The organism is Rivularia sp. PCC 7116, from assembly GCF_000316665.1.
Classification (GTDB): Bacteria; Cyanobacteriota; Cyanobacteriia; order Cyanobacteriales; family Nostocaceae; genus Rivularia.
This window is the reverse complement of the sequence record NC_019678.1, coordinates 7935363-7961913: the sequence shown is the minus strand read 5'-3', so window position 1 is coordinate 7961913 and position 26551 is coordinate 7935363. Positions and strand designations below refer to the sequence as shown.

The window sequence follows — 26551 nt, the reverse complement described above, 5'->3', positions numbered from 1 at the left end:
ACAGAAAAATATCAATTCAATCTGGAAAAGCTAAACCAGTTCTGGGATCGCGAATGTACAATCCTAAAGTCAGACTGCGAATAACTTCATCCCATACGGGTGTTAATTGTTCTGCTTGATCTGCCCAAAATTCATAGGTAATTAAACATTGAATATTTGAACCGATAGCAATACAGGTTCGCGAATATGCTTCTCGTGGTTCTTCTTGAGTATCAATAAATTTCATCTCCACCCAAACAATTCTGGCAGTTTGACGCTTTACAGTGACAACTTCACCAACTTCAAAAGGATTGCGACTGTCATCTTCAATAATCTTCTTCAAAGTACGTTTTAATGGAAATAAACTCCAGTCTCTTTCGGGTAAATGATTGTAAGATACTTCTAAACCACAATCATCATCCGGTGGTTTTTTATCGCAAAATCGAAATGAATTTTCCTTGGGTTCAAAATGCCAATCGTGAGGAACATTGAAGCGAACAGCCCCCCTACCCGCGACAAATATTTTATGTTCTGGTGGAGATTCCCAATGATGATCGGGTTGTAGTTCAAGCGTTTCCTTAATCCACTTCAGATTGTTTTTCTTACGCTTTGCCATGATTAAATGCAGTTCCATGAATGAACTCGTCCACTTTGTTCATGCTACCAAATTACCAAAATTTGAGTAAACGAATTTCGAGACTGTTGATTTACTATAAGTGTAGACTTGCAGAGGAATAGAGCGATTATGCCTTATAGTCAGTTCACAAATATTAGTAAAGCTAAGGAAGCTTTTGAGTTAAAAACAGATGACTAGGTATGGTTTTAGTGCGTTTTAACGTACATCTTGCACCATTTTCAACAACCGCCGTATTCATAAATTCTCAGGCTAATATACAAAGTCTGATAAATCAGACTGGGCAAGGGTTTTAGTGCGTTTTAACGTACTTTGGATATGAGCCTTGGAATTTATTCCGAGGTGGTTGTCAAAAGAGTGGTTTCAATTTTAAGCACGCTACCGCTTGTACCTGGCGCAGAAACACTCGAAAATCATTTCTATATAGTTCAATTTGTACCCGAAATCTACGAGAATAAGAATTAAATAATTACGGTCAATATCAATATTATGACTTTAAAACGTCGGCATTTCTTATATTTACTTGGGGTTGGTGTAAGTACGTTTGCTTTAGAAAGTTGTGCGTTAGCAGATAACCAGAAAGTTGCTCAAAGTGGCTCTGGCGATATCAAATTACCTCCTTTGCCTTACGATTACAATGGGTTGGAACCTCATATTGATGCTAAAACAATGAAGTTTCATCACGATAAGCACCATGCTGGTTACGTGAAAAACTTGAATGCAGCTTTAGGAAAGTATCCAAAACTCAAGCAGCAAAGTGTAGAAGAATTATTGGGAAATCTTGATAGCGTACCACAAGATATTCGCAACACTATCAGAAATAATGGTGGTGGGCACGTCAATCACTCGATGTTTTGGGAAATCATGAAACCCGATGGTGGAGGGGAACCCACCGGTGCGATCGCAAATGCTATCAAGGATAATTTTGGCAGTTTTTCTGAGATGAAAAATCAGTTTAACCAAGCCGGAGCAAAACGCTTTGGTAGCGGTTGGGCTTGGTTGGTATTTAATAAAGATGGCAAATTAGAGGTGATGAGTACCGCTAACCAAGATAGTCCTTTTAGTCAAGGAAAATATCCCGTCATGGGGAACGATGTTTGGGAACACGCATATTATCTCAATTACCAAAACCGTCGTAAGGATTATTTAGAAGCTTGGTGGAATACGATTAATTGGGATGAAGTAAATACAAGATTTGATGCAGCAAAGAAATTTGCGTAATAGGTAATAGGTAATAGGTAATAGGTCATTTTTAGACCTTTGACCTATAACCTATTACCTTAAGAATGAGCATCAAAATTGACTGAATTAAATCGCTCAAACATTGATGCTCGCAACCACAAAAGTCCACCTAAAACAATTAAGAAAACACTGATTCCCAAAAGTTTATCTAAAGGAATTGCGACAACTCCTTCTAAAAGTACTTCTCGTAAAGCTGAAACTAAAGAAACTTCTACTGCTGAACCAATTGAAATACGTTGTTCTTGGAGGTAAACAATTAAAAGTCTAAATAACTCAACTAAAATTAAAATAGATAAAATATCAGAAGTAATAGCTTGAAAATTCAAAGGTTTTAGCAGAGAAAAGAACATTTCACCCAATCGAATTAACATTACGCAAAATAAACCAATACATAAGGAAATAACAATAAAGTTTTGAACTTTTTCCAGATTGCGAACAATAGTATTTTGCTCAAATAAAAACTGTATTTGTTTTGTCAATGAACGATTAGTTTCCATATTCAGATAAATTACTCAATTAATAATATACAAATAGAGTTTCAGCATACTCATTATTGATTCAGAAACTCGATTTATATGCTATAAGCAATTGAATTATTTATCTATTAAAAAAGAGAGCTATTTTAACTTTTTTTTTCATGATGACTGAATTATCGGATTGATTTACAACTTCAAAACCATTACGCTGATACAGTCTTAATGCTGGATTATCAGAGGATACACTTAAAGAAATAGCCAAGCAAAACTAATTCCACCAAATATCTGTGATAATCGAGAAGCATGAAATCATAAAAGCCAATTCTATAACTATTAAAATATATTTTATGTAATCATACTTTTTAAAATTTTACAAGTTGTTTTCAAACAATTTCAAAACATGATTCCAAGCATCAATAGCAGCTTGTCTATTTACATTTGGGTTTTGTGCTAAAAATGGATATTTATCAACAAAAAATCCTGCAAAAAATCCATGTCCAGCATCATATCTAAATACACGATGATTAATATTATGCTTTTTTAATTCCGTTTCTATTTTCTGGTTATCTTCCTGGGAAATGAATGAATCATTAGTACCGAAAAACGTATAAATAGTACCATTGATTTCAGAAGTACGATTCACAGTCGGAATTTCTTCACCATAACTAGGTTGAGTAATTCCACCACCATAAAAAGAAGCAGTTGCTTTAATATCTGGCAAAGTTGCAGCCATATAAGCAACATGACCACCAAAACAAAAACCAATACAACCAATAGAATCGGTTTTCACATTAGATAAACTCTTTAAATAAGCAATTGTCGCTTGAATATCGCTGAAAATCTCCTGATATTTTACCTGTTGATAATATTCCAAACCCAAACGGTAAGCTTCTTGACTAAACCCAGCATCTTCCTCACTAAACCCAAATTCAAAACCGGGAGCAATGCGTTGATACATCGCTGGAGCAATTGCAACATATCCTTGTTTAGCTATTAATTCGGTAATGTCTCGAATATTATTGTTAACACCAAAAATTTCTTGAAAAACAATTACAGCACTTCTTTTATCATTACCTTCCGGTTGAGCTAAACAAGCATCGATTAATAAATCATTGTTGGGAATTTGAACGCGGGTAGTATTAATTTCCATAATTGTAAAATTTGATAAGCTTAAACAAAACACTATAAAAATATATGGTTGTCTAACAATTAATCATAAAAATAATTAGACAACCACAGTTGCGAAAAACCTTAAAAAATGTAATTACTGTAGAGCTTTCGATAAAAGACCAGCGACATCAGCACCACCTTTCTGCTGCACAAAATTAAGAATTACAGGAAAGAACTTAGTTACCATATCTCCACTCATTCCCAACTTTTGGAAACCACCAGCCAAACTCATTAAACTACCTAAATTAGAACCTTGACCACCGCCCATCATTCCAGCAGCCATACCACCCAAAGCACCCATCATTCCAGTACCAGCATCTTCCGAAGGTGCAGAACCTAACAATACATCAGAACCGGGAATAGCTGAGGCAAGTTGAGCGAATTCACCACCACCGAGCTTATCTTGAGCAAGCTTTAATATTAAACCAGCACCACCCTTTGCTTGGTCTTCTTGTACTCCAAGATTTCCTACCAATTGTTGAACGAGTTCCATAAATCAAATCCCTTTTTTTCGTATTCAGCATTACACGAGTTCATTTACCCATCGATTGTCTTTGCCGTCAAGATGGGGGAAATCGCGATAGTTCATGTATTTCATGCTGGGTAACGCAATGGTTAGATGTTGAAAAAAAGGTTAAAAGTATTTAGATTTAACGTTAATCCTCTAGGGTGTGTTGTCACGGAGTGCAACGCACCAAATAATTATAAAGCACTAACAGATTATAAATATGTTGTAAACAAATCCAATATATAGCAATCTATTCAATCAATATGGGCATTCTAAACAAACATAAGAAATCTTGTTTAATTTATGCCTAATTATCGCAGACCTTATATAGATGGTGCTACATACTTTATTACCCAAGTAACATATAAAAGACAGCCTTGGCTTTGTACCGATATAGTGACGTTATGCTTTACGTCACGCTTTTACCCACGTCAGAAAAAAATTTCCTTTTGATATAGATGCTTTTATTTTGCTACCCGAACATTTTCACTGTATATTAACTCTACCGAAAGATGATAGTAATTTTTCAATAAGAATGCTTCTAATTAAACGTTTTGTAACTAAATATTATGGAAATCAGTTAGGAATAAACTTTAAAATATCTCGTTCCAGAAAAAAACGTAGAGAAGCTAATTTATGGCAACGTCGTTTTTGGGAACACTTAATTAGAAATGAAATCGATTTTGCGAACCATTGCGATTATATACATTACAATCCTGTAAAACATCAACTTTGTAAATTACCTCAACAATGGTCTTTTTCAAGTATTCACCGTTTTATTAAACAAGATATTTATCCACCAGATTGGACTAGTGATGGGAATATTCCAGTACCTGAAGACACCTGGGATATATGATGTAGGGTGTGCTGTCACCGAGTGCAACGCACCTTTCTAATAATAAAATAAATTCGGTGCGTTGCGCTAAAGCGACTACACACCCTACAATTTTTAATCTTATTTCTAAATATAAATACTTGATATATACAAGGGTGCTGTTGTCACGGAGTGCAACGTACCTTTTTAATCACAAAACAAATTCGGTGCGTTGCGCTAAAGCGACAATACACCCTACAAGTTTTAATCTTATTTCTAAATATAAATACTTGATATATACAATTAACGTAGGGTGCTGTTGTCACGGAGTGCAACGCACCTTTCTAATAATAAAATAAATTCGGTGCGTTGCGCTAAAGCGACAACACACCCTACAAGTTTTAATCTTATCTCTAAAAATACTTAATATATGTAGCTAATGTAGGGTGCTGTTGTCACGGAGTACAACGCACCTTCTTAATAACAAAATACAACTAATTTGGTGAGTTGAGCGTTCGCGATAACGCACCCTACAAATTACTATAAACTTTCTCCATCCTCAACTTCTCAACCTCTAATCTCAATCTTTGATTATCTTCCTTAATCACCTCAACTTCACTCTTCTTATTCAAAGCATTATCAATTGCTAACTTTCGCATATCCAAGGAAAACCAACGCTGATAAGTTTGAGTATGCACCTGGACGCTATGACCTAAATTGTCTGCTGCTGCTTTGATGGGAACCCCAAGAATATGCGCTCGAATAGCCCAAGCATGACGTAAATCGTAGGGTTTAAAGTCTAATGCGATTTTGCGAAACCACCAACTAACTCTTTGGGTTAATGCAGTTATCTGTGCGTGATTATTTTTATCTTTTTTGTTAACTGCATCTACGAGCATTTTTGCATATTTAGGGTTTCTTAAATCAAAATCTGTAATCCACTGCTTATATAAAGGTAATGCTTCTCTTTCTCCCGTCTTGCAATTTCTGTCTACCTTCCATGTCATATCTGCATTTTGTTCGCTCAACCACCATTCAATATTGGGATTGATAAATAGTTCTCGCGGACGCAAACCATACACTGAAAGCATTCCGTATATCCAGCGCCATAGTTGCCAGCTATCTTTGACATTTTTATTTACTTGTTTTCCTCTTGTATCAAGATAATCTGCAAATTTGGTAAAGCCTGTAGATATCTCTGCGTCGGTGGGTATCTTGCGGGAATTATGTTCCGGCATTTTGGAATATTTTGATAAATCGATATCAATTTTAAAAGTTTGGCAAAATGCAGATATCGCTCTGGCTGCATTATATCTTGCCCATTCTTTATCGATTTTTTCAATTGAGTCGATCAGATTTTCGGCGATCGCTAAATCTTGAGAATTAGTATATCGCTTGGTTCGAGTAAAATAATAATAAAAAGTGTGTTCGCTTTTTGTAGTGCGTTTATGGGTTTTAAAATATTCTGCTTCAAATTTTTCTAATAGTTCACCTATAGTTTTAAAATCTTTTGAGACTTCTTTACCCAAATATTTATCGTTCCATGCAAAGCTTTTTCTAGCAATTAATTTTCCTAATTCCTGCGCTTCTTCTTCGGCTGTTTTTAAACCATCTAAATTCGCTGGAATATTTAAACTGATATTATATTGTTTTCTTCCCGTTCCTCTCGTATTTTTATCTCCTGGTTTAATTGGCAAAGTAGCGCGTAACTGTAAACTGCCATTTGATTCCCTAATTGTTACCTTTGTCTTTGCTGCTTTTAAGCGCTGATTTACTTTATCTAGTTCTGACAATATATTTTCTTTCATATATTAACATTCAACTCTAAAATCAATATTTATTAAAACTTTAATCCTGGAGATGCATAGTTAGATTTAGACTACAACAAAGTCATAATTAAATATGTCATAAACAAACAATGTTTCAGATTAACATTGGTTGTAAAAAACATTTTTATATAGATTAAGAAAAAACCATAAAAAGGATTACTCCGGACCTTATCACGGTTATGATGGCTTCGCTATCTTCGCTCGTGACATGGATTTAGCAATCAACAATCCTTCCTGGAAATTGATTGGAACCCCTTGGAAGAATGAAGAACCTGCTGCTACTACTCAAGCTGCAAAAGCTAAAGCAGCTGCTTAGGGATTAAGGATTAAAGGGAATAGGAAAATCTGTTCTTATTCCCTATCCTCCCAATCAAACCACTAATTTTTATTTACCAGCAAGCTTGGAGAACACACATGCCACAGAATCCCGATAAAATTAAAGACCACGTTGATTTATTCCACAACCCGGAATATCAAGAGCTTTTTGAAGGCAAGAAAAAGTTTGAAGGCGGACACGATCCCGAAGAAGTTAAGAAAGTTGCAGAATGGACTAAGTCTTGGGAATATCGTGAAAAGAACTTCGCTCGCGAAGCTTTAACCGTTAACCCAGCAAAAGGTTGTCAGCCTTTAGGAGCTATTTACGCTGCTGCTGGTTTTGAAGGAACTCTTCCCTTCGTGCAAGGTTCTCAGGGATGCGTTGCTTACTTCCGTACCCACTTAACCCGCCACTTTAAAGAGCCTTTCTCTGCTGTTTCTTCTTCAATGACTGAAGATGCTGCGGTATTCGGTGGTTTGAAGAATATGATTGATGGCTTGACTAATGCTTACAAGCTATACAGTCCTAAAATGATTGCCGTTTCCACAACCTGTATGGCTGAGGTAATCGGTGATGACTTGGGTTCATTTATCGGTAATGCTAAAAATGAAGGTGGCATTCCTGAAGATTTACCCGTACCTTTCGCTCACACCCCTAGCTTCGTAGGTTCTCATATTACCGGCTACGATAATATGATGAAGGGTATTCTTTTAAACCTTACTCAAGGTAAGAAGAAAGATAAAACCAACGGTAAAATCAATATCATCCCTGGTTTTGATACCTATGTTGGCAACTTACGCGAAGTTAAGCGTATTGCTAAGTTAATGGGTATTGACTATACCTTATTAGCTGACAACTCCGATTACGTTGATGCACCTAACGATGGTAAATTCAACATGTATCCCAAGGGTACAAAATTGGAAGATGCTGCTGATTCTTGCAACGCTGAAGCTACACTTTGCTTGCAAGCACATTCTACTCCTAAGACTCGCGAATATATGGAGAAAGAGTGGAAGCAACCCACATCAGTTGTTCGCCCTTGGGGTATTCGCGGAACTGATGAGTTCTTAATGAAGCTCAGTGAATTAACTGGTAAGCCCATTCCTCAAGAGTTAGAAGAAGAGCGCGGACGTGCAGTTGACGCTATGACTGACTCTCACGCTTGGTTACACGGTAAGCGCTTTGCTATCTACGGCGACCCCGATTTAGTATACGGTATGACCAGCTTCTTGATGGAACTAGGTGCTGAACCCGTTCACGTTTTAGTTCACAACTCTAACAATGAGTTTAAAGCTGAAATCGAAGAGTTATGTGCTAGCAGCGATTACGGTAAAGGTGCAACCTTCTGGCCTGGAAAAGACTTGTGGCACATGCGTTCTCTAATGTGCTGACTATCAAGTCGAAAATTGGTAATTGGTAATTGGTAATGGGTAATTGGATTTGTTCAATACTCGAAGCGGATTTATATATATAGTAAAAACCCAGCTTTTTGAAAAAAACCGGGTTTCTGAATTATCACATTTTCTGTACGTATTAAACAATAACTATATATTGAATTTAAAATTACAATCTTGATTCTACAAGTTACTAATAAAACTATAAATTATGCTGATTTTTGTTTAGATATAGTTTGGTTAGATGTATCAATAATAGCCGATTCTGATGTATACTCTCGAAGTTTATCTTGTGCTACTTTTGCTTGGCGCTGTTCAAACTCTAATACAGTACGACAAATTAATTGAGCTAAAGTTTCTTGTTTCTGCATGATTATTAAGCGATTACCAATAACCATACTAATTAGCCGAAATAAAAATACTGTTAATAGCAAACGTTGAAAGAGTAATACCAATTACCAATTACCAATTATTACAGCCAATTACCAACTAAAACAAAAGCTGCCCAGTAATAGGGGTGTCTAAACTTAGATTGTTGCAAAGTTTTGATTTGAGCCTTACGTAAAGCTTCTGCCTTAGTGACTCCAGGCTGATTTATTTGTTCGTAAAAATCTACCATCATCTGAGAAGTTGCTTCATCATCCACTGCCCATAAACTGGCTATGGTGCTGCGTGCCCCAGAGCGCACGGCTACACCAGCTAAGCCCAAAGGAGCGCGTTTGTCACCGCTAGCTGTTTTACAAGCACTAAGAACTAATAATTCGATGGGATTAGTAGTACTCTGTTCTCTACTTTGAAGAATATTGCCTAACTCTTTTACATTTAAACGGTTATCCCAAGTCAGAACAAATGTGTCTTCAGCTTCAGAACTAAATTCGCCGTGAGTTGCTAAATGTATGATAGGAAAAGGAGTTTGACTAATTTGTTTTTGTAAAGCTTTGCTAGTAAACTTTTGATTGAGAAGTACTTGAGTTGAAATTTCAGTATTAATCTTTTCGACTTCATTTTTAACACCAGGTAAGGGTACAAAACCTTGTCTTCCTTCGCTTAAAGCTCCAATTAAAACTTGCATTTTTTGACTCGCTAAAGGTTGAGGATCTAGCAACTGCATTCCTGGAGCTAAAGCAAGATTGTATTTTTCTATTAAATATTGCTTTCCATCATGTAAAGCGGCTAATGGCACATTTTTCAAGGAACCATCTAGAACAAATGTTAAAGTTTTAATCTCCGAAGCTGCTAAATCTGTTTCTAATGGTTTAACAAGTAGATTATAGATTTCCTGACAGATAGCAAAGTGTTGTTTTTTAAGGAAATTACGTCTGATAGCTCGGCGCATTTTCTGCACCATTTTTTCTAGTTCGTTTTCGGAAATAGCTGTAGTATAGTGTCGTAAAGGTTGCTTTGGTAAAGAAACAATTGTTTCCAGACGGTTTTCTAAAATAATTGGATAAATAACTGCCGCTTGGGTATCAATTCTATCGACTTGAGTCGGATTTGCTTTCAAACAAGGCTCGTGAAAGAAGTTATCTAGTTCTGCGATTTGTAGAGATTCAATTACCTGACGTGCTTTTTTAAGCTTTTCTTGACTTGTCTCTCCCATTTCTGGAGTTAACAATAAACTTACAAATTCTCGATAAACGGGTTCAACGCTTTCACGAAACGAAAACTGAATATCGAGATTGCTGGCAACCAATTCATTGCGGATTGAATCAAGAGTTGCAACAGCACCGTCATATGCCGAAATTGCTTCTACAAAGTTACTTTGCTTTTTTAGTAATCTTCCTAATTGCCATTGCCAGCGATAAGTAATGTCGGGAGCATTACTTGTTTGTGCCAGAATTAATGCTTTTTGGGTTAATGTTTTTGCTGGTTTTAACTGCTGAGTCTGTTCGTAAATATGTCCTAAGTAACCAAGTGCATAAGACTGCGCTCTATCGTCTCCTAAAATTTCGGCTTGCCGAGCCGCTTTAGCAACTTTTGCCGCTATCTTATTTGCAGCTTTTTGATTGTTGAATATTTTGTTACCTTCTAAATGCTCAATACTTTGCACATAGTTAACTAATGCATATACCGATGTTCTACTAGGTGGTATGCTTGCCAATTGAGGCTGTATTTGCGTTGCTAATGCTCTAGCTTTTGATAATTTTTGAGTATCTATTAAAAGCCGTAATTTATTCAACCGTGCTTGAAGTTTTATCCCAGGGGATTTTGATTTATCGATGGCTTGCTGGTAATATTTCAAAGCCTCTTCAGTTTTTTTTTCAAAACGAGAGGTGTTACCCAAAGCCAAAAGAATTTTGTCTATATTGGTATCGGAATTAAGTTTTTGAGCAATAGCCAAACTTTGCTGTAGTGCTTTTTGGGAATCTTTAAGGTTTCCTGTCAGTCTCAAAGCATCTCCTTTCTGGAGCAAACTGACAATTTTCAAAGCAGAATCGGGTTGCAGTTTTAGGTTTTGATTAACTTCTTCTAAAGTATTTAGCGCCCGAGTATGCATTCCTAATTGAGTGTAAGCTTGAGTTTGATTGAGCAAACAGCGAGTTAGTCCGTTTTTATCTCCAACTGTTTCGTATATATTTTTTGCACGCTGCCAAACAACTAATGCATCTTCAGATTTACCTTCCGATAACAGCAAACTTCCTTGAATATTAAAAGTATTAGCTAAGAGGTTTTGATGGTGTTTTTGAGAGGAAGATAAAATCTCAATACTTTTAGCGATCGCCTTTTTTGCTGCGGTGATTTTCCCCAATTTTTGGTATGCTTGTGCTAAGTTACCGAGTACTATCGCTTCATTTATATTATCACCTTTGGAAATCAGTATTTCACGTGCCTGCTGCCATTTTGCAATTGCCTGATTAAATTGCTGGTTTTGATAATATTGTTTACCGGCTTGCGTTAATAAGTCTGGGGAATCAGCAACATTGTTTGATGCTGGCAATATTTGATCGTATTTAGCGTATTTGAGTGGATAACTATATTTCGGGGTAGATGCAACCGCACTCGATAAAAATGAATTTGAATAAAAACTTTTATTAAATATGGTAATAGTAACTAAAAAAGCTAATAATCCTCTAATCCAAATAAATATAATTTTATTTGTTAAAATCTTTTTTAATTTCAAATAGTAATATCTCATGAAAACTACAAATATTTTGGTAGATGCTATCAGTATTGATGAATTAAAGTTGTAATATTATTTATTAATTGCGGCTAGTTTTTGCTATACGTATCAGTTAATTGCAGCTAAACAAAAGTTGAATTAATCGCTGTAAAGTTATTTTCTGCGAATATTGATGATGAGAAATCGAATTCTTGCCCTCTTTGTACAAAGCCACAAAAACCATCCTTTTTGGCATCCGGCAGTTTACCTGGTTGATAGTGATAAAGCCACATTTTATTTTTTATAGATAATGGTAAATCTAATAATTCTTGGTAATGGGCATGAACTCCGCTAGGAAATTTTGCAGTTTCGCAATCTTGAAAAATAATATCTGCTTGTTGGTAAAGTTTTCCCAAAGAATTCCAGTGCATTTGTGTATCTGTTGTTAGGAATACTTTTATCCCATTGATTTCAAAGAATAAACCGTAGCTAGGTGTTACAACAGAAGCAGAATTTACATGAATGACTTTAATTGAGTTAAATTTTATGTTTTCCCAGTAAAAAGCTTTATCTTCATCTATTTCTATAGGCTTAAAAAAATCTTCCAAGGTAACTATTTCATTTTCTATATATTTCATTCCCCCAGATAGTGAGTTATTCCAGAGGTTATGCATTATTTCTTTATCTGTATACAGCCTTGGCTTTTGGCATCGTGGATCGAATTTAGAACTGAAACCAATATATTCAAGCCCACCAACATGATCTGCATGAATATGACTAATATAAATATCGGTAATATCAAGATAGGAAAAGCCTTGCCGATACAAAGAATATCTGATATCTGAACCACAATCAATTAAGAATTTTTTTCCAGTATCGGTAATCAAAAGCATATTTGATTGATAGTTATCCGTACCAACAGTGAAAGCACAACCAGAACCTAAAAATAGTAGTTTTGTCATCAGTATTTATTAATGCTTGGCATTAGATTAGTTTTATAGTTTTTCTGTATTTCAATAATTTAGTATATTGCTTAGAATTAAAATGTCGTAAATATTATCTTAAAAATAGGAATTTATATCGTTTCAAATCACTTTTTGAAATATTGATTTAGAACTCTCTCGACTTAAAAGTCGAGAGAGCAATTATAGAAACTAGTATTTAAAGTATTTTATTGTAAAATGAAGGCGATGAAAAAATGATTAGATTTTTTTATTTATTATCATCATTTTTAACTTCGCATACATTGGTTATAGATTCTGAAACTAGCTCTTTTAAACCGACTGAAGTTAATAATTGATTCCAATAAAGCACCATAGTAGAATCATAAGGAGCAATACAGCGTTGTTGAGCTACATTAGTAATAGCTTCGTGCCAAATACTAGCATCTGCATAAATTTTAGAACGATATTTTGGTGTTGATTTATTTAACTTTATCCAGGTAGCTAAATTAGGTTTAGTTCTTTCAACCCAACCTTCAACTGTTACAATATCATCTGTTTCTTCAGAGCTACAGTTAACCGAAAGATACCAGTGATACTGCTTATTAGTCTTTAAACCCGGAGCTTCCGGAGGAAGGGTAAATGCAAATATTCCTGGTTTTTTGGGAAGATTTACATTAGCCTCGTAAACTAAATCATCATTGTCATCCAATAACAAAAATTCAGCTGTTTCGGCATTGGATTTAGATGTATGCCAGTAAAATGTAGGTCTTTCGTCAAAAGTTAATCCTAATTTCTCTTTAGGCATTAAAGGAGTTACAAGGTTCTGTTTTGTGTCACAACCACCGCGAGTTGCCGCTCCAGCAGTCACAGGACTTTTTCCTTCTCGATTTGGTGGGGTAAAGCTCTGGCTAATTAATGTACGATTCTTTGGCGTAGCTGCAAATACATTCGGAGCATTCGCTCTTACTGAAACAGCCGCAGCTATAGATATCCCAATCGATAGGGGAATTGCAGCCAGATATAATTTTTTTTTAATCCAAGTCATTGGCAAAGCTCTTCTAAATTAATATTATTTGCCCGTTTGTGTTTGTAGTTTGATGGTTAGCAGGTATTGCTTCAATCGCACTACCTCCTATATCTAATATTCCCAAAGTTAATCTCAAACTCTCAGTTATTAAGGTTTAAATTCAAAATGGCTCTTTTTACGAGCTGAACATAAGCTGTTAACGATCAGTTATCCGTAGAGGATTTTTTATTTTATGTAAGAAAATAAAACAGCTTCAAATTCAAATACCTATTGTAATTTTTATTGCTCAAACGGGAATAATATATTCAGATTAAAAACTACATAATAAGTCAGTATCTTTACATAGGTATTTGTTCCATGGAACATGAAAAACTATTTAGAAAGGAATCTTTAGAGAGACTATCTTCTCCAGAACGTTTGGATCAACTAATGCAGGTAGTAAATCCTAGAGATTGGCTACCGCTAGGTACTTTAGGTGTTTTTGTGTTTTCGGCTTTGGTTTGGAGTGTTTTTGGACGCATTCCGATTACAGAAAACGCTCCCGGAGTCCTGATTAATCCAAGACAAGTAGTACAGCTTCAATCTCAGATTGCAGGACAATTAACATCAGTTGACATACGTAATGGTGAATGTGTCGAGAAAGGTCAAATCTTAGCAACAATCGATCCCAAAGAACTAAAGCAACAACTAGAACAACAACGCACCAAACGAGCGCAATTGTTAACGCAACAAACCGATAGCTTCGCGCTACAACGTCAACGTACTAAATTAGAAAAAGAAGTATTAGTTTCAGAAAGAGATAGTTTACTACAACGTTTGAAAGTAGCGCGAGAACTTTCACCGATACTTAAAAATCAAGATTTAGTATCTATTTCTCAACAACGTCAAAGTTTACAACAGCGATTGCAAAGACAAGAAGCTGTGACACCATCTCTGAAAACTAAGTCATCTAATGCGATTAAACAGCAGCGAATTAGCCTACAAAAACGATTAGAGGATGCACGAGCTTTAATTCCTATACAGCAAGAAAGATTGACAAAACGACGACAGTTGTTAAAAGAGGGAGCGATTGCAGCCGATACAGTATTACAAGTAGAACAGCAATTCCGTGAAGCGCAACAGCAAGTTGCGGTTTTACAAGCAGAATTAAAACAGCTAGACTTGAGAGAAACTCAATCGCAACAGCAGTATTTATCTAACCTCAATAGCATTAGCGAAATTCAAGTTCAACTTAAAGGATTAAAAGTTAAACAAACACAAATAGAACAGAGATATCTTAACAACTTAAATACTATTTCTCAACTGGAAACTCAGTTACAACAAATTGAAACTAAAACCAAACGTTTAGATCAAGAAAATTTGGAAACAAGAAATAGTAAACTCAATCAAATAAAGGAAGTTGAGCGAGCAATTGCTCAATTAGAACAAAAAGTTGCCGACAACAGTACAATTGTGAGCGCACGTTCTGGATGTATTTTAGAAATAACTGCGACTGCCGGACAAGTTATTAATCCGGGAACTACTATTGCTAGCATTAATAATAATGGTGCGACGGGAAAAATGCTCGCTGTGACTTATTTTCCTGTAAAAGATGGAAAAAAAATACAGCCAGGAATGGAAATTCAAGTTACTCCTGATATGGTCAAAAGAGAAAGATTTGGAGGTATCATCGGTAAAATTGTTTCAGTTTCTCCTTTTCCAATTACTCCACAAGGAGCAGCCTTAGAATTAGGAAATCAAGAATTAGTAAATAAGTTGACTGCTGGTGAACCAAGAATTGCTATTTTAGCAGAGTTGCAAACTGATGATTCAACTTTTAGCGGTTATCGTTGGTCATCTTCTAAAGGACCGAAATTAACAATTTCACAAGGAACTACTACTAATACTCGTGTCAAAATTGAACAACGGGCACCAATAACTTTTGTATTACCAATATTAAGAGATTGGACTGGTTTGAAATAATTACTGTAAATATCAAAGTTTTATAAAAAATCTGTTATCTAGGACTTCTGCCAATAATTTTCTACAAAAACTCTGCATTAATTTAGCTTTTTTTGACAAATAATTTTCCCAACACAAATCTCAAATTCTATGACCAAAACTGAAGCCAAACCAAATCTTGCAAAAAAGCGATTCAAAACTCCTACATTGCTACAAATGGAAGCGGTAGAATGTGGTGCGGCAGCTTTAGGAATAATCCTCGGTTATTATCGTCGCATTGTGCCATTGCCGGAATTACGACAAGAGTGTGGGGTATCCCGCGATGGTAGTAAAGCTTCTAATGTTCTTAAAGCTGCCAGACGATATGGGATGAAAGCTAAAGGTTATAAAAGAGAACTTGATAGCTTATTAGAGATTAAGCCACCATACATTGTTTTTTGGAACTTTAACCATTTTTTAGTAGTAGAAGGTTTTGTTAACAAACGAGTTTACTTAAACGATCCAGCAACAGGTCCCCGAAATGTATCTTTACAAGAATTTGATGAGGCTTATACTGGCGTAGTTTTAGTTTTTGAACCAGGTGAAGAATTTAAAAAAGGAGGACGAAAGCCAAATTTAGTATTTTCTCTAATTGATAGATTAAAAAGTTCAGTTGCTGCACTTATATACTGTGTAATTGCCGGATTTTTACTTGTAATTCCTGGATTAGCAATACCTGTTTTCAATCAAATTTTTGTAGACAGTATCATCATAGAACAAAGGTCGGATTGGTTACGACCGTTACTGATTGCTATGGGACTTGCAGGGATTCTTCAGGTTGCTTTAACTTTTTTACAAAAACGCTATTTGCGTCAGCTAAAAATTAAATTATCTGTAGGTATGACGAGTCGTTTCTTTTGGCATATTTTAAGATTGCCATCAAGTTTCTATGCTCAACGATTTGCAGGTGAAATTAGCAATAGAGTTAGTTTAAATGAGAAAGTAGCGGATGTTCTTTCTGGGAGATTAGCAAGTACTGCTATCGATACAGTCATGCTAGTTTTTTATGCCATTGTTATGTTTTCTTATGACTGGATTTTAACTTTAATCGGCATATTTTTTGCTGCTGTTAATATTTTTACTTTGCAATTGGTATCTCGTCAGCGCGTAGACGCGAATATGAAATTAGCTCAAGATTTGGGTAAAGTAGCAGGTACAGAAATTGCCGGATTGCAAGGCATGGAAACTATTAAAGCAGGAGCATTAGAATCAGATTTCTTTGCTCGATGGGCTGGTTACTATGCTAAGGGTATTAATTCACAACAAGAGTTAGCAGTTTCCAATCAAACTTTAGGAATTTTACCTCCATTATTAACTTCTTTAACTTCAATGTTGATATTAGTTATTGGAGGTTTTAGAGTAATGGATGGTTATATTAGTATTGGGATGCTAGTGGCATTTCAAAGCTTGATGGATAGTTTCCAAGAACCAGTAAATACTTTAGTTTCTTTTGCAGGAGATTTGCAGGAATTAGAAGGAGATATTAACCGTCTTGACGACGTTTTAGATAATCCAATAGATTCTCAATTACAGAATGTTACTTCATCAGAACCAAGACAACTGAGACCGCAAACTACATATCGCCTCAAAGGTCAAGTAGAATTAAAAAATATATCTTTTGGCTATAGTCGTGTAGAAGCAGCTTTAATTGAAGATTTTAACTTAAGTTTAAGACCGGGACAAAGAGTTGCTTTAGTTGGTGGTAGTGGTTCTGGTAAATCCACGGTTGCAAAAATTATTACAGGTCTTTATCAGCCTTGGGAAGGAGAAATTCTTTTTGATGGAGAACTCCGTTCGTCTATTCCTCTTTCAATTATTACTAATTCATTGGCATATATTGAGCAAGATATTTTACTTTTTGGAGGAACGGTAAGAGAAAATTTAACTTTATGGGATGCAACAATTCCTGATGGACAGTTAGTTAAAGCTTGTTTAGATGCCGCTATTAATGATGTTGTAATGGCATTACCGGGTGCTTATAATGGTGAATTGATGGAAGGAGCAGCAAATTTAAGTGGGGGACAAAGACAAAGGTTAGAAATTGCTCGTGCATTGGTAAACAACCCTTCCATTTTAGTCATGGATGAAGCTACTAGCGCTTTAGATAGTGAATCCGAAAAAATTATTGACCAAAATATCCGCCGCCGGGGATGTACTTGTATTATTGTTGCTCACCGTTTAAGCACTATTAGAGATTGTGATGAAATTATTGTTATGGATAAAGGCAAGATAGTACAGCGTGGAACTCATGAAGAATTATGGGCAATGGAAGGTTATTATGCTAATTTAATTCGTTCGGAAGGGCAAGCTACACCTGCTTAAAGTATAGTCTCAACTAGCTTGAAAATACTCAAAATTATTATTTTTTTTACTAATATAAATGTATGGAATTACAAGACTTAAGAGCTAACATACTTGTCAGTTATGGAGCTAATAGTGTAGAAGTTGCAGAACTATTAGCTTATAACAAAAATGTTTTTGATTATTCTTGTTTGTCTAAAGCAATTAATTTTCCACTTGCATCCGAAGCTCATGTCAATACTTGGAAAAGTTATGCCTCGGAAGCAACAAGTAAAGGTGTTTTTCAAACTTTAAAAGAAAAGCTCGTGCAGTTGCGTTTCCCGATATCGCCAGGAATCTCTCAAACATCTGCTTATCAAGCTGCAACTCGTAAAGGTATAGTGGCTGATTGCATTGATAAAAATCCTGGTTTGTTATTGCGGGCACCAGAAAAATTACAGCTAAGAATACACCCGAGTATAGCTGGAGAGATACCTGTAATCATTACAGATAACCGTTTGGATTTCGTCTCTTTAGTGCAAGCATTAACAATGCGTAACGAACCCAAAGATATCCCTGCTTCGATGGGAGCTTGTATGGTAGGTGGCTTTAATAATTGGGATAGAATTCATCAATATCGGCAAGAATGGCAAGCGAATAACCCCAATAGTACAGAAACTGATTGGAATATTGAGTTTCGTCAGCTCATTCCTCGCAAACAGCTTTATCAAGATAGATTTATTATATTAAGCCAAAGCTGTTACAGTAATGTTTCAGCAGAAAAGCTAGGTTTATCCGCAACGGAATGGCAAAATCTTTCATTAACTATTCGTTTGGAACATGAATGTACCCATTATCTGACTAAACGTTTATTTGGTTCGATGCGAAATAATTTGTTAGATGAATTCATTGCTGACTATCGAGGAATTGTTTCGGCGGCTGGTAACTATCGAGATGATTGGTTTTTGAATTTTATGGGTTTGGAATCATTCCCCAACTATCGTCAAGGTGGCAGATTAGAGAATTATCGTAATAATTTATCTGAAACAAGTTTTGAGATATTACAAAAACTCGTTTACAATGCATCGCGAAATCTGAAAAGTTTTGAAACAGAGCAAGTTAATAAAATAGATGGTGCAATAATGTTAGCTGCTCTTTGCCAGCTAACATTGGAAGAATTAGCTTCAGACGATATTGCAGCTAAGATTCATCAAGCTATAAGTAGAATACAGCAAGATAAAATATGTATTAGCTAAACAAAACTCACGGAAAGTAGATAAATTAAGATATAGTTGACTCTTTTTGATTTTTTTTCATTTTTATTAATATATTACCTAAATTCAACATGGTACTAGATTTTTCTTCTATGTTTGAATTATTGGGTATAGATATATCGTGAGTTTCCATAATTTTTGATAGTTCTGTTTTTATATGTTCTCCGGCGACATATTCAGAAGAGTATTTTATGGAAATTGGATCTAATAAGGTATCTTCTGCTGGAGTTAAAATACCTAACTTAGCTAGAGAATAGACTTTATGAAAATTACGATATTCCCCACTACAGTAAAGATAATCCCAATCTATTTTTTTATTAATCAAATTGTACAAACTAGATGCGGTAATATAGGTAAATAAATTAGCTAAAGGATTGCGCCCTTCTTTTATTTTAATTTTTGAATTCGAGAAATCAATATGGTATGTCTCGGTGATTTCCGGATAGGTAATTTCTAATTGATAAATAACCTGCCAGCGTTGGTTATTCAAAAATAGATTATGCTGATATTCTTTAATAAAATCGCATAAATCTACCCGTAAAGCTTGATGTATTGTCTGTTGCATCAAGTCAATATCATGTCTATCTGAATTAGGATCGATTAAATTCGCCCCTACTTTTACTGGTGCAAATTCCAAACATTCTCTATCATCAACAATTGTTTTGACATAATCGCACCCTGCTGATTCTAAATTATAATCTCCTCGTTCTAATGTTAGGATATCACCGGGGTCTAAAACAAAAATATTATTATTTATATCGGGTAAAACTTGTTTGATATCGTGGCAAAAACGCTCTCTTGTGAGCGGGAAAACTATTTGATTTTGCCATGCTGCTTCGTTAATATATTTCCAACCTTGCGCGCCGGGAGCAATAGCTTGTGGTTCAACTAATTGAATCAAATTCATTAATTGTCCGTATAATTCAAACGGAAACTCAGTATTTTTATTCTGCTGATACTTATTTTCTAAGCTAATATGCCAAGTAGCTAATAAAAAGTCTATTTGGGGATAAATTGCCTTCACGGCTTGAATTGTTGGAGGAGCAAAATATGTATCTACAGTATTCCAAAATACCCCCGAATCATCAGCGAATACCATGCCAAATTCTGGTACTCTGACTTCGGAACGAGTAGTCATCAATGTAGTAGAACCGATTCTGACTTTTTGAAATTCTTTTAATGGGTAGATATTAGAATAACCCAGTTGACGCAAGCTATCGATAATAAGAGCGTCTTTAGGAACTAAAACATCAATGTTTTTAGGAAGATAAGCAAGGGAACGCAGATCGAAATGGTCTAAATGTTGATGAGAAATAACCAGAAAATCAAATTCAGGTAGTTTTTCCGGAATTAATTCTCGTTTAGGACAAGTTTCATTTAATCCTTCGCAAAAAGGGTCCCATAAAACTGGGTCCATCAAAATTTTAGCATCCTGAGTTTTTACAAAAATGGATGCATGTCCAATCATATGAATTTGCATTTTTTTTATTTTCTCTATACATCATTAGTAAAATAAAGGAAAATTACGATAAACAAAATTATCACTATGGTTATGCATAATTTTTCCTTCAAACTGTTCCTTATCTATAGATAATTTTGTCCCAGCAATATTAATTTCACCTCAAATCTATAGACTTACAGCACATTTTTTTAGATAAGGTGGCAAAGCAAACTTTGCTATATACTGCGAATGAGTTTTACACTGATAGCGAGGATGGCAAGAATTACTATAATTACTATTGCTTGAATTTCTATTAACCTGCCATTTATTTAAATCGCTATTTCGATCTAAAGCTAAAGCACATATTGCTGTAGTAATCATCTCATGGGTATCGAGATAAAGAGAAATACTGTGAAGTTGTCCGTTTATGCTACGAATTTGTTTTTGTCCATCCTTACTTCTAGTAAACGTTTCGTTTAACTGTAATGCCAATTTTTCCTGGGAATTTAGTTCTGAATCATGACATAAAGTAGAATAGAAAGGAATCGAAATAGACGACTTCTCACCGATTAATTCCAACAATCTTAATTGAGCAGCGCAAATAGTGCGATCGCTAACTCCTAAAGCTGCCAAAGTTAAAATACCTAGTGCGGTAGATAATGCCACATCGTATTTACCGAAAGAGAAATCCTCATTCATACTTGCGATTATCTCTACAAGCAATCTCTCTCGTAAAGTGGCAGCATTTTTATCTTCGCGAATTGCTTCTGCAAGCATCCAGTCTACTAAGTAAGGGTTGGCAAAATATAAACCCGCACGTTGAGAGAAGCCATCAGCTAAATATTCCAAATCGGTTTTAGTTTCCAAACCTGCCGAATTCCGCAGCCATCGAACTAAGCAGGTAGTTGCATAATCAGGTTGACACCAATGACTGCAACTTTCATCCAGCAGCATTTTACCCGGTTCTTGATATTTTGACCACAGTTGGGGATAATATCCTCCCTCACCATCAGAAAATCTCTCCAGAGCTTCTACAGATTCGGGTTTATCCAATCCTAATAGCACCAATGATGAATCTGTAGCGGTAATCAATCGCTGTGTATGAAATGCCCATAGCTGATCTTGTTGCTGATTTAATAAGAATTGCTGCAATTTTTGTTTAGCAGTATCAAGTTCTGAATTTTCTTTTGTATCCACCTCATTTAGTGCCTTGAGAACAAATCCTAAAGGCACTAAATCACCATAAGCAAAGGGTTTTTGGGGTGCAGGTGGTTGACAAGTCATACTCAGAGTTTTTTCGCAGGAAATAGTTGCTAATTGCGTTAAACTTTGCAAGCATTGCTGCTTTGTCCAATTTATCCTGACTTGAGAAGCTTTCAATAAACCATCTTCTAAAGCATTATCAATATTTCCATGCTGGAAGAAAAATATATTGCAGTGTGCAGTGCGGCTAAAATGAGATAGAATCCCAGCGTGAATATGTACGGGCAAACGATTTTGAAAACGCGCTAAATAATAATCGTCTTTTAATTCACCTCCCGTAAATTTCACACCTACAGCTCGCAACAATTCATAATGTTCAAAAGAAGGTTCGCGTTCAAAAATTGCTGTCGCTCTACCCAAATCATTTTCAAGTCTGAGATGCAATATAACTGGTGAAAAAGGAGGTTGTTCTCCCAAACCTAAGCAGTGTGATTCATCTACCGGGACTAATTTCAAACGATTTTGAAAGCGATTGGCTAAAGAAGATGTAAGTTCAACCGATAACTCTTCTTGAGAAATAGCCTCTACTAATTTTAGCTGATTTTGAAAAGCTAAAAAACGTCCGGCGCTAGTCAAAACAATATGACTATGAGGCTCTAAATCTATATCCTCCGGAAGGTGATACATTGCCTTAATGGTGGATAGATTTGTCAACTTTTGAATAGCTGGTAAATCAAATAAAACCATCCATTCTAAAGAATCTGGTAAAAATCGTAAGATTTCCGAAACTAACATAATATTCTGATAATAACTATTAAATTACCTATTTTTTTGACATGATTGATATATTTAATATTCATCAACCTCTAATCAAACTTCGACTAACGTATAAATAAGCTTTAGCTTCCTTGATTTCTGCATCGCAGTAATTCAGTTTAATGTGATGAATGCCTTTAAATATGACCCATTCATAACTATCACCTAATATTTTAGAAATTTTTCGTAAACTTAAAGGCCATAAAGAAGGATTCATTTTTTCTTGAATATATCCTGGATATGTCAATAAAGCTTGTTGCTTTTTAGGAAAACACAATCCTTTTAATAATAAATTATCTAAAAACAAACTCCAGCGTTTTTCAAATTGTGGCTGTTTGTTTAAATAACATTCTAAACCAATTTTATCACCGAGACCTTCGGTAACATCAATATCTAAATCAATACGGTCAACTAATGGCGAAATATTATTTAACTGTAGTTGTAAATTATTCAAATCTCCTTGCCAATCTAAACTCTTTAAATAATCGATAATTTTCTCAGGTGAAATATTACGAATACAAAGCCTGACACCATCCCATTCTCTTGCCAACATTAACCCAACTTGGAAAACATAAGCATTTTCTGGTAATGCCGCAAAACATTTTACAATATTGTTTTCGACGGATTTTGGAAAGCTTCTTCCTAACAACAGCGGTAAAGCATTTTCCCATATCCATTTATATGGATGTTCTGAATCTACAGCAGGTGTATTATAAAGGTTTTTTGGTCCAAAAAAGCAACTCGGAACTGGTAAATCTTTTGTTTCATTTCCAACATCAAATTCTAGCCAGACATTGGTAATTTTGTCGTAAAGAGGTGATGCCTCACTTTCCCAATTAGTACTAAATTTGCGGATATTCATCCATACAGGATGGTGCAATAATTCAGTAGGTAAATCAATATCATAACTATTAGCAGCTAATACCCTACGCCCTGCTTCGTGAGCATCAGCACAAATGAGAAAATCACCATGTGCTTCTGGAATTCCCAAACGAGATTCAAATCCGAAAAAAGTCGTCAGCGCACTTGGTAAAATATTTCCTATGTGATTGAATTTTCTCCATTCTGACTCTGCAATTAACTCCCTTGGCACAAAAGAGTTTAATAAACTTAAATAATCTGTCAGAGAATTAGTTACTATCATAATTATTTCGCATTTTATTTAAAATTGTTCAAAGCTAATTTTTATTTTCCACTGTCTTTTCCAGACTTGATTTCAAAATCAGGTATTTTATTTAATCGAGATTCGCTTAAATTATATTGCTCGCAAATTAAACTTATCCGTTTATGAGAACTCTCGACTCGATTTACAGAATGCGTTATCCAACCCAGAAAATAAAGTAATGTATTGATTTGAGGGGTAATTTGCCATACCTGTTCTTCGCTTTGCTGTAATACTAATTCACCTCCTTTTAAATCCGAGGGAACTTGAACATACAGTACGCTAACTAAATTTGGCATCACCATTTCCATGCCATACTCAGATATACTGCAATCTACATGAGGTTCTACGTAAGTATCGCTATTCAAAATCAGAGGATTTAAATAAAACGCATTACAGCTAGATTTTAAAGCTGTATCTAAATAAGGTTTAAAATATGGAAGTTTTTTTTCCACTTCAGCTATTGTTGAGCGTTTAAATACAACAGAAAAACCTTGAGTTTCCACAAATCCGTCACTTAGTTGACTGGCTGCTAAATAAGGACTATTAAGAATATCTTTCTTTAAAAATTCTAAATATTCATTAGAAAAGGCATCTTTTCGCTGTGAATAACATTTTTTTTGTGTTTGAATTGAAGATATCATTTTCCTTTGAATATTTACAATTTTTGTGAAAAGAGGGAATTGGTAATTAGTAACTAAATATAAATCAATTATTCATATACCAATTACCAGCTTCTAGATTCCATTCCGTAACATTACGAGTTACATAACCATCGCCAATTTTCCAAGGAATAACTTTAGTAGAACAGCCAATTTTTTGTAATTCAGCTTGAACTTGAGGAATTAATTCTTCATCGTGCATTCCTGATTTTCCAGCTTCTGCCCAACTATCTGCATAAGGAAAACAATAAGAAGCATTGACTATATTACAAACTTCTGCCACACCTTTTGGTCCTAACAAAGCAATATAGGCTCCTTCAGGTTTGTTCGTAACAGAAAATATTTGAGGATTGCTAAGTAAATTTGCCACAATATCAATTCCCCATCCAGATAAATTCGTACCAATAGAGTTATAGGATAGTGGCTGAAAATTACTGATAAGCAAATCAATAGAACCGAAACTATTTTTCACGTATTCAGCTACTTCTATCATGGAACCATTGGGTTCTTGTCCAGCATCAATTAACAGCCATGACTTATAAAATTCAGTATCAATTAAATAGGTATTACCCCAATTTCTTAATTCAGGATATTTGGGCTTATCAAATTCTGGTACTAAAGCTTGTTCTCCATAAAAAGGTAAAACATTAATATTAATATCCCCGATTCTAATCGGTTCGGAATACCAATCAACTGCAATCACATTGGTAAATCCTAAACTTTTTAGTCGTCCTGCCATATCTTCGCACATAATAGAAGCACGAGGCACTTTCGGCACAAATATTGGCGTTTCCTTCGCAAACATCATCAAGGTAGGATAGTGCCAATGATCGTAGTGAGGATGAGAAATTAAAATACCATCAACTAAACCTTCCAATTGAGCGCGATTAATATCAGATTTTAATCCTGGAATACCATAGTTGGAATGCAAATGTGGGTCAACTAATATACCTGTTGTTTTAGTCCTATACAATACCGATGCGTGCTGCAATCGAAATACTCCGGGAGTATTTAAAGGAACTCCTATGTCTACAGCAGGTTTTTCTTTAACAACGCTGGATTTAATCAATTTATCCAGCAAATCTACCATTGGCTCGCTAATTTGCTGCTTAATTTGCTGATAAGTGAATTTAGATTGACCAATAGAATAAAGTAATTGATGAATATCAGGCAAAATGGATTCATCTTTAATTGATTGCACCCCTTTTTTATTTAGGAAAGGTAGAAAGCTGGGATTATCATAGGATATGAACAATAAAGGGTTTTCTTCCGGAAAGAGAAATTCTTGTTTTAAGGTAAAGCTTTCTTCAATCTTATGGTTATCTATCTCAAAGGCTTGTTCAACAATCTCCTGATGATTTTCTACTGATGCTTTGATAGACTCACCTAAATTTTGGCATTCTACAAAGCGATTGAGTACTTCCTGAATAAAGGGTTGAATAGCCAGACATACTCTGTCGTTAACGTTAAACGGTCGAATCTGCGAGCCTTGACTGAAAGAAATAGCATTGTTCATTCAAACTCCTGTATATGTACTAACAGAATTGTTGTTTCCGGTATTGTACGGAAGTAATGTAAATAAAAAATTACTGTGTCAAATTTATAGTTTTTATATTTCTTGAAATGATAATTACGTAACAATACTAATTGTTCAAATTAAAACAATAATTGGCAACTGTGGTAATTACTTATTTTTTACTTTACATAAAATTTTAGCAGCGGGATTTACATAGATACAACCTAAGTAAATATACTGTTGCTCTTTGTGGTGTAGAGCTTTGTATGATGATATATGTAATCCTGCTGTTATTCATCAAGTGGTAGAAATAGCGGACAGGATTTGATTACCGTCTTTGTACACAGAAAAGTTAATAGTAATTATGAGTACCCAAACAGTTAACCAATTTTTTGAAAAAGTTTCAGAAGATCCAGAGTTACAACAAAAATTGGTGAAAGCGATTGAATCTGAAAATGACCGTCAAGCTGTTACCGATTTAGCTGCACAAGAAGGCTTTCAGTTCACATCAGATGAACTCTGGGAGGAAATTAAGAACCGTCAACAGGCTATTATCGATTCTGGGGAACTAAGTGAAGAAGAACTCGAAGCAGTTGCAGGTGGTGCTACCCCAGCAGGAGCGCTTGTCGTCACTATTATGGGAGCAAGTGGCGCAATTGGCGGAGCAGTAATAAAACGCTATGCAAAGTGGTAACTTAATTCTTTATAGTTCAGCCTATTCACTACTACAAATATATGGCTGCATATAAAGTAAAAAGCTTCACTTTTGCAAAATCAATATTGG

General features: G+C 35.2%; 20 protein-coding genes and 2 pseudogenes. 8 read left to right on the top strand and 14 right to left on the bottom strand.

Annotated elements, in window-relative coordinates:
• Positions 1 to 16 precede the first annotated feature (16 nt).
• Positions 17 to 595: a hypothetical protein gene (locus RIV7116_RS30420; protein ID WP_044292541.1), complete on the bottom strand. Its 579-nt coding sequence runs from the start codon at positions 593 to 595 to the stop codon at positions 17 to 19.
• A gap of 507 nt (positions 596 to 1102) precedes the next feature.
• Between RIV7116_RS30420 and RIV7116_RS30415 the strand changes: the two genes are divergently transcribed.
• Positions 1103 to 1834, top strand: coding sequence for a superoxide dismutase (locus tag RIV7116_RS30415; protein ID WP_015122182.1), 732 nt, complete (start codon positions 1103 to 1105; stop codon positions 1832 to 1834).
• A gap of 59 nt (positions 1835 to 1893) precedes the next feature.
• Here RIV7116_RS30415 and RIV7116_RS30410 read toward each other — a convergent pair whose 3' ends face one another.
• From RIV7116_RS30410 to RIV7116_RS30400, 3 genes are all read right to left on the bottom strand, one after another.
• On the bottom strand, positions 1894 to 2352 hold the full coding sequence (locus RIV7116_RS30410) for a phosphate-starvation-inducible PsiE family protein (RefSeq protein WP_015122181.1): 459 nt from the start codon (positions 2350 to 2352) through the stop codon (positions 1894 to 1896).
• A 349-nt stretch (positions 2353 to 2701) separates the two neighbouring features.
• A complete protein-coding gene (locus RIV7116_RS30405; RefSeq protein WP_015122180.1) occupies positions 2702 to 3481 on the bottom strand; it encodes a dienelactone hydrolase family protein in 780 nt (259 codons plus the stop codon).
• A 114-nt stretch (positions 3482 to 3595) separates the two neighbouring features.
• Positions 3596 to 3994: a DUF2780 domain-containing protein gene (locus tag RIV7116_RS30400; protein ID WP_015122179.1), complete on the bottom strand. Its 399-nt coding sequence runs from the start codon at positions 3992 to 3994 to the stop codon at positions 3596 to 3598.
• 550 nt (positions 3995 to 4544) lie between these two features.
• Here RIV7116_RS30400 and RIV7116_RS37275 point away from each other — a divergent pair.
• Positions 4545 to 4865, top strand: coding sequence for a hypothetical protein (locus RIV7116_RS37275; RefSeq protein ID WP_232435742.1), 321 nt, complete (start codon positions 4545 to 4547; stop codon positions 4863 to 4865).
• Positions 4866 to 5353: 488 nt separating this feature from the next.
• Here the strand turns inward: RIV7116_RS37275 and RIV7116_RS30390 are convergent, their stop codons facing one another.
• Entirely contained in the window at positions 5354 to 6631 is a 1278-nt protein-coding gene (locus RIV7116_RS30390) for a site-specific integrase (protein WP_015122178.1), read from the bottom strand.
• 157 nt (positions 6632 to 6788) lie between these two features.
• Between RIV7116_RS30390 and RIV7116_RS35390 the strand changes: the two are divergent.
• Positions 6789 to 6968: pseudogene (locus tag RIV7116_RS35390) on the top strand (nitrogenase molybdenum-iron protein alpha chain); the annotation flags it as partial.
• Positions 6969 to 7066: 98 nt separating this feature from the next.
• Positions 7067 to 8353: pseudogene (nifK, locus tag RIV7116_RS30385) on the top strand (nitrogenase molybdenum-iron protein subunit beta); the annotation flags it as partial.
• 218 nt (positions 8354 to 8571) lie between these two features.
• Here nifK and RIV7116_RS30380 read toward each other — a convergent pair.
• From RIV7116_RS30380 to RIV7116_RS30365, 4 genes are all read right to left on the bottom strand, one after another.
• Positions 8572 to 8733, bottom strand: coding sequence for a hypothetical protein (locus tag RIV7116_RS30380; protein ID WP_157229355.1), 162 nt, complete (start codon positions 8731 to 8733; stop codon positions 8572 to 8574).
• 101 nt (positions 8734 to 8834) lie between these two features.
• Positions 8835 to 11300: a CHAT domain-containing protein gene (locus RIV7116_RS30375; protein ID WP_232435741.1), complete on the bottom strand. Its 2466-nt coding sequence runs from the start codon at positions 11298 to 11300 to the stop codon at positions 8835 to 8837.
• 305 nt (positions 11301 to 11605) lie between these two features.
• Positions 11606 to 12424, bottom strand: a complete 819-nt coding sequence (locus tag RIV7116_RS30370) for an MBL fold metallo-hydrolase (RefSeq protein ID WP_015122174.1) — start codon at positions 12422 to 12424, stop codon at positions 11606 to 11608.
• 250 nt (positions 12425 to 12674) lie between these two features.
• Positions 12675 to 13451 (bottom strand): DUF928 domain-containing protein, encoded by a 777-nt coding sequence (locus RIV7116_RS30365; RefSeq protein WP_015122173.1) that lies wholly within the window; start codon positions 13449 to 13451, stop codon positions 12675 to 12677.
• Between the two features lie 339 nt (positions 13452 to 13790).
• Between RIV7116_RS30365 and RIV7116_RS30360 the strand changes: the two genes are divergently transcribed.
• From RIV7116_RS30360 to RIV7116_RS30350, 3 genes are all read left to right on the top strand, one after another.
• Entirely contained in the window at positions 13791 to 15395 is a 1605-nt protein-coding gene (locus tag RIV7116_RS30360; RefSeq protein ID WP_015122172.1) for an NHLP bacteriocin system secretion protein, read from the top strand.
• Positions 15396 to 15524: 129 nt separating this feature from the next.
• Positions 15525 to 17735 carry an NHLP family bacteriocin export ABC transporter peptidase/permease/ATPase subunit gene (locus RIV7116_RS30355; protein ID WP_015122171.1) on the top strand — a complete coding sequence of 737 codons (2211 nt, stop codon included), beginning with the start codon at positions 15525 to 15527 and terminating at the stop codon, positions 17733 to 17735.
• 62 nt (positions 17736 to 17797) lie between these two features.
• Complete coding sequence (locus tag RIV7116_RS30350; RefSeq protein ID WP_015122170.1) at positions 17798 to 18949, top strand: hypothetical protein; 1152 nt, start codon at positions 17798 to 17800, stop codon at positions 18947 to 18949.
• Between the two features lie 25 nt (positions 18950 to 18974).
• Here the strand turns inward: RIV7116_RS30350 and RIV7116_RS30345 are convergent, their stop codons facing one another.
• From RIV7116_RS30345 to RIV7116_RS30325, 5 genes are all read right to left on the bottom strand, one after another.
• On the bottom strand, positions 18975 to 20447 hold the full coding sequence (locus tag RIV7116_RS30345) for an MBL fold metallo-hydrolase (RefSeq protein WP_015122169.1): 1473 nt from the start codon (positions 20445 to 20447) through the stop codon (positions 18975 to 18977).
• Between the two features lie 147 nt (positions 20448 to 20594).
• On the bottom strand, positions 20595 to 22406 hold the full coding sequence (locus tag RIV7116_RS30340; protein WP_015122168.1) for a hypothetical protein: 1812 nt from the start codon (positions 22404 to 22406) through the stop codon (positions 20595 to 20597).
• A 64-nt stretch (positions 22407 to 22470) separates the two neighbouring features.
• Positions 22471 to 23571 (bottom strand): hypothetical protein, encoded by a 1101-nt coding sequence (locus tag RIV7116_RS30335; RefSeq protein WP_015122167.1) that lies wholly within the window; start codon positions 23569 to 23571, stop codon positions 22471 to 22473.
• A 41-nt stretch (positions 23572 to 23612) separates the two neighbouring features.
• On the bottom strand, positions 23613 to 24233 hold the full coding sequence (locus RIV7116_RS30330; protein ID WP_015122166.1) for a 2OG-Fe(II) oxygenase: 621 nt from the start codon (positions 24231 to 24233) through the stop codon (positions 23613 to 23615).
• Positions 24234 to 24297: 64 nt separating this feature from the next.
• Positions 24298 to 25767: an MBL fold metallo-hydrolase gene (locus RIV7116_RS30325; protein WP_015122165.1), complete on the bottom strand. Its 1470-nt coding sequence runs from the start codon at positions 25765 to 25767 to the stop codon at positions 24298 to 24300.
• 364 nt (positions 25768 to 26131) lie between these two features.
• Between RIV7116_RS30325 and RIV7116_RS30320 the strand changes: the two genes are divergently transcribed.
• Positions 26132 to 26461, top strand: a complete 330-nt coding sequence (locus RIV7116_RS30320; RefSeq protein ID WP_015122164.1) for a Nif11-like leader peptide family natural product precursor — start codon at positions 26132 to 26134, stop codon at positions 26459 to 26461.
• The last annotated feature ends 90 nt before the right edge of the window (positions 26462 to 26551 follow it).